Origin of the sequence: Streptomyces atriruber, from assembly GCF_001418325.1 — a bacterium.
Lineage (GTDB): Bacteria > Actinomycetota > Actinomycetes > Streptomycetales > Streptomycetaceae > Streptomyces > Streptomyces atriruber.
On the sequence record NZ_LIPN01000169.1, the window covers coordinates 1 to 4,505 of the forward strand.

General features: G+C 73.3%; 5 protein-coding genes. 2 read left to right on the forward strand and 3 right to left on the reverse strand.

The features are described from left to right. Positions 1-202: 202 nt before the first annotated feature. Positions 203-1,741 carry a histidine ammonia-lyase gene (hutH, locus tag AOK03_RS19225; RefSeq protein WP_425264395.1) on the forward strand — a complete coding sequence of 513 codons (1,539 nt, stop codon included), beginning with the start codon at positions 203-205 and terminating at the stop codon, positions 1,739-1,741. 29 nt (positions 1,742-1,770) lie between these two features. Here the strand turns inward: hutH and AOK03_RS19230 are convergent, their stop codons facing one another. Both AOK03_RS19230 and AOK03_RS19235 read right to left on the reverse strand, forming a co-directional pair. Further along, a complete protein-coding gene (locus tag AOK03_RS19230; RefSeq protein ID WP_055566537.1) occupies positions 1,771-2,544 on the reverse strand; it encodes a polysaccharide deacetylase family protein in 774 nt (257 codons plus the stop codon). A gap of 165 nt (positions 2,545-2,709) precedes the next feature. Further along, positions 2,710-3,537, reverse strand: coding sequence for an inositol monophosphatase family protein (locus AOK03_RS19235; RefSeq protein ID WP_055566538.1), 828 nt, complete (start codon positions 3,535-3,537; stop codon positions 2,710-2,712). 56 nt (positions 3,538-3,593) lie between these two features. Here AOK03_RS19235 and AOK03_RS19240 point away from each other — a divergent pair, with 56 nt between their 5' ends. Further along, complete coding sequence (locus AOK03_RS19240) at positions 3,594-4,169, forward strand: MepB family protein (RefSeq protein WP_055566539.1); 576 nt, start codon at positions 3,594-3,596, stop codon at positions 4,167-4,169. On the opposite strand, the gene AOK03_RS19245 is transcribed toward AOK03_RS19240, so the two are convergent. After that, entirely contained in the window at positions 4,163-4,504 is a 342-nt protein-coding gene (locus AOK03_RS19245) for a hypothetical protein (RefSeq protein ID WP_055566540.1), read from the reverse strand. The genes AOK03_RS19240 and AOK03_RS19245 overlap by 7 nt on opposite strands. Between the last annotated feature and the right edge of the window lies 1 nt (position 4,505).

Consider the following 4,505-nt stretch of genomic DNA (forward strand, 5'->3'; position numbering starts at 1 on the left):
CTGCGGCGGCGGACGGCGGACGGCAGTGGGCGGTGACGGGCGGCTGGCGGGAGCGGTGGGTCCGCGGGCCGTGCGGCCGCCGGGGTGGGGTGTTCGTCGGGTGTTGGGGCGCCGCTGACCTCGCGGTAAGTGGCTCATGCCGATTCCACCCGTGACACCTGGCGATTCAGTCCGTACGCTGCTGAATATGGATATGCACAGCGTGGGCACCGTGGCCCTTGGGACCTCCGGGACGACCGCGGCGGACGTCATCGCCGTCGCGCGCGGCAACGCACGGATCGAACTCTCCGCCGAGGCGCTGGCGGCGCTCGCCGCGTCCCGCGAGATCGTCGACGCGCTCGCGGCCAAGCCCGAGCCCGTGTACGGCGTCTCGACCGGCTTCGGCGCCCTGGCCAGCCGCCACATCGGCCCCGACCTCCGCGCCCAGCTGCAGCGCAACATCGTCCGCTCGCACGCGGCCGGAATGGGCCCGCGCGTGGAGCGCGAAGTCGTGCGCGCGCTGATGTTCCTGCGCCTGAAGACGGTCTGCTCCGGCCACACGGGCGTGCGCCCCGAGGTCGCGCAGACGATGGCCGACGTACTGAACGCGGGCATCACCCCGGTCGTCCACGAGTACGGCTCCCTGGGCTGCTCCGGCGACCTCGCGCCGCTCAGCCACTGTGCGCTGACGCTGATGGGCGAGGGCGACGCCGAGGGCCCCGACGGCGAGCTGCGGCCCGCCGGCGAGCTGCTCGCCGCGCACGGCATCACGCCCGTCGAGCTGCGCGAGAAGGAGGGCCTCGCCCTCCTGAACGGCACCGACGGCATGCTCGGCATGCTCGTGATGGCCCTCGCCGACCTGGAGACCCTCTACAAGTCGGCCGACGTCACCGCGGCCCTGACGCTGGAGGCGCTGCTCGGCACGGACAAGGTCCTCGCGCCCGAGCTGCACGCCATCCGCCCCCACCCGGGCCAGGCCGCCTCCGCCGCCAACATGCTCGCCGTCCTCGCCGGGTCCGGCCTCACCGGACACCACCAGGACGACGCGCCGCGCGTCCAGGACGCGTACTCGGTGCGGTGCGCGCCGCAGGTCGCGGGCGCGGGCCGGGACACGATGGCCCACGCGCGGCTCGTCGCCGAGCGCGAGCTGGCCGCCGCCGTCGACAACCCCGTGGTGCTGCCCGACGGCCGCGTCGAGTCGAACGGCAACTTCCACGGCGCCCCGGTCGCGTACGTCCTGGACTTCCTCGCCATCGCCGCGGCCGACCTCGGCTCGATCGCCGAGCGCCGCACCGACCGGCTGCTCGACAAGAACCGCTCGCACGGCCTGCCGCCGTTCCTCGCGGACGACGCGGGCGTCGACTCGGGCCTCATGATCGCCCAGTACACGCAGGCGGCCCTGGTCAGCGAGATGAAGCGGCTCGCCGTCCCCGCCTCGGCCGACTCGATCCCGTCCTCCGCCATGCAGGAGGACCACGTCTCCATGGGCTGGTCCGCGGCCCGCAAGCTGCGCACCGCGGTCGACAACCTCACCCGCATCGTGGCGATCGAGCTCTACGCCGCGACGCGCGCCGTCGAACTCCGCGAGGGCCTCACCCCGGCGCCCGCGACGCAGGCGGTCATCGAGGCCGTCCGCAAGGCGGGCGTCGAGGGTCCGGGCCCGGACCGCTTCCTCGCGCCGGACCTGGCGGCGGCGGACGCGTTCGTCAGGTCCGGCGCGCTCGTGACGGCGGTCGAGCCGGTGACGGGGGCGTTGGCCTAGCGGATCGGCGGACCGGCGGACCGGGTGGCTCAGCGCACCGGGAAGCCGAAGGAGTAGCCCTGCGCCTTCAGCTGGGGGAGGAGCCGGCGCAGGGCCTCCACGGTCTGGGTGCGGTCGCCGCCCGCGTCGTGGAAGAGGAGCGTCGGCCCGTTGGGCAGCTCCCGCTCCACGGTCGCGACGATGGCGTCCGTGCCCGGGCGCTCGAAGTCCTTGGTGTCCACGTTCCAGCCCAGCGGACGCATGCCCCGGTCGGCGGCGAGCTTGCGGCTGTAGGGGGTGAACGCCCCGCCGGGCGCCCGGTAGTACATCGGCCGGACGCCGCCGGACGCCTTGGTGATCATGCGTTCGGCGTCGAGTATCTGCTTCGACTGGTAGGCCTGGGTGTCCTTGTCCATGCCGGTGTTGTGCGACACCGAGTGGTCGCACAGCCGGTGCCCGGCCGCGACGACCTGCTTCACGACGTCCGGGTGGGCCTGCGCCTGCGTACCCACCATGCAGAACGTGGCCTTCACCCCGTTCTCCCGCAGCAGGTCGAGCATTTGAGGGGTCCACTTGGGGTCGGGGCCGTCGTCGATGGTGATGTTGACGCCGCGCTTCCCCTTCTCCGAGGCGTGCGCGATGGTCGACGAGACCGGCTTCACGTCCTGGCCGGGCTCGGCGGGCGCGGTCGCCTCCGGTGACGCGTTGTCCGCGTCACCGGCCTGCGCGGTCCACACCGAGGCGCCGGTGGCGAGCATCGTCACCCCGAGCGCCGCCCCGATCAGCTTGCCGTACCAGCCCCGCCCACCGCTGTGCCGTGCCATGCCCGCCCCTTTGCCAAGTCCTCGCCGAACCCCCGGTTGCCGCGTTGCGGCCACCCGACAGGACGAGCCACGGAGACGAAGGGATGCGTCTGTTACGGATCAAGGACAATTCCGGGAGAGATCGCGGACAACTCCGCGCCGACGCCCCCGGGACGGGCATCGCTCCTAGCCGCCGATCATCGACATCAGCAGCCCGTGGGTCTCGGCGTCGGCCGCCGCCACCAGGCCCCGGCCCGCACGCCCCAGCGGGGCGCCGTCAACTCCGGTGACCACACAGCCCGCTGCCCGGCACAGGGCGATACCGGCGGCGAAGTGCACGCTCTCGGACAGGTCGCCGCCGTCGGTGACGTACGCGGCCCGCCTGCCCGCCGCGACCCAGACCAACGCCAGCGTCGTGGACACGACCCGGGGCCGGAACCGCGCGACGAAGCCGGGGTGGGCCAGCAGGTCCACCCCGCGGAATCCGGGCGCGCCAGGGAAGGGCGGATCGAGGTTGACGTCCACGAGCCGGGTGTCCGGGGCGGGCACCAAGAGCGCGTCGGCCGCCGCTGCTCCCGCCGCCTCCTCGCCTCCGCCGTGCTGCCGCACCCATGCCGACGTGCCGTCCGTGTGGAAGACCTCGCCGCTGAACGGGTCCGCCACCGCCGCCGCCCCGTCGTGCAGCGCCACGTTGACGGCCACGAGCATGTTGCCGACGGCGTAGTTCAACGTGCCGCAGAGGGGATCCACCGTCCACTGGCGCGCGGCGTCGGCGGCGCCCCGTCGGCCGCCCTCCTCGCCGAGCACGGTGTCGTCCGGCCGCGCGGCCCGTATGACGTCGAGGATCGCCTTCTCGGCCGCCACGTCGGCCTCGGTGGCGAAGTCGCCGCCGCCCTTGTCGATCCGGGCGAGCCGTCGGCCGTACATGCCGCGCACGACGTCCGCGCCCGCACGTGCCGCGGCTATCGCTACTTCGGCGTCACCGGAGTCGGTGTACGTGTCTGAGGTGGTCATGCGGCGCAGAGTAATCGTCGGCGGGCCGGGTCCACTTCCTGTGACAGGGTGGACGGATGACAGCGAACCGACCGTGTCCGTCGCCCGATCTCCTGGCGGCGAAGGCACTCGTCTACGACCCCTGCGGATTCGTCTGGTCGCAGCCGGTGCCCGAGGCGGAGGGCGCCGATTACGCGGCCCAGACGCTCACGCTCGACGGTCTGCGCATCCGCTTCCGCGAGGCCAGGACGACGCCGACCAAGGTCGGCCAGTTCGTCACCGTCTGGAAGAGGTCCGCCGCCGGGCCCATCCAGCCCTTCGACGACACGGACCCCGTCGACCTCTTCGTCATCAGCAGCCGCGACCAGGGCCACTTCGGCCAGTTCGTCTTTCCGCTGGACGCGCTCCGCGCACATGGTGTCGTCTCGACGAACGGCTCCGGCGGAAAGCGCGCCTTCCGCGTCTATCCGCCCTGGGTGACCACCACCAACCGGCAGGCGGACAAGGCGCAGTCGTGGCAGGTGGAGTTCTTCCTGCCGTTGTACGAGGACGAGGGCGGGGGCGAACAGGGAAACGGGACCGGGACCGGCCCCCGCGACCTGGCCCGCGCCCGGCAGCTCTACCGGCGGGGAGCGGCCCGCGAGGCTCAGTAGGCCGCGCTGCCGCGTCCGCTGCCGTCGCGCTCCCTGCGTACCGAGAACACCACGAAGCCCGCGCCCAGGCCCAGGAACGCCGTGCCGCCGATTATGTACGGAGTCGTGTCGAAGCCGCCCCCCGTCTCCGCGAGGCGCCCGGAGGCCGCGGAGGCCGTTTCGTGGCGGTTGGGGGAATCGGCCGGGGCGGCGGGCGCGGGCGACGTCGTGGAGCTGTTGTTTCGGGGGGCTTCGTGGGCCGCGGGCGATGTCGCGTTGGCGGAGGGGACGAAGCACAGGGCGCCGAGGAGGGCTCCGGCGGCGGCGGTGGGCAGCAGTGATCGGCGTGCGGACACG

Coding starts and splice junctions, on each gene's coding strand:
- AOK03_RS19240 (WP_055566539.1), top strand. CDS start 3,594: ATGACAGCGAACCGACCGTGTCCGTCGCCCGATCTCCTGGCGGCGAAG.
- AOK03_RS19230 (WP_055566537.1), bottom strand. CDS start 2,544: ATGGCACGGCACAGCGGTGGGCGGGGCTGGTACGGCAAGCTGATCGGG.
- AOK03_RS19235 (WP_055566538.1), bottom strand. CDS start 3,537: ATGACCACCTCAGACACGTACACCGACTCCGGTGACGCCGAAGTAGCG.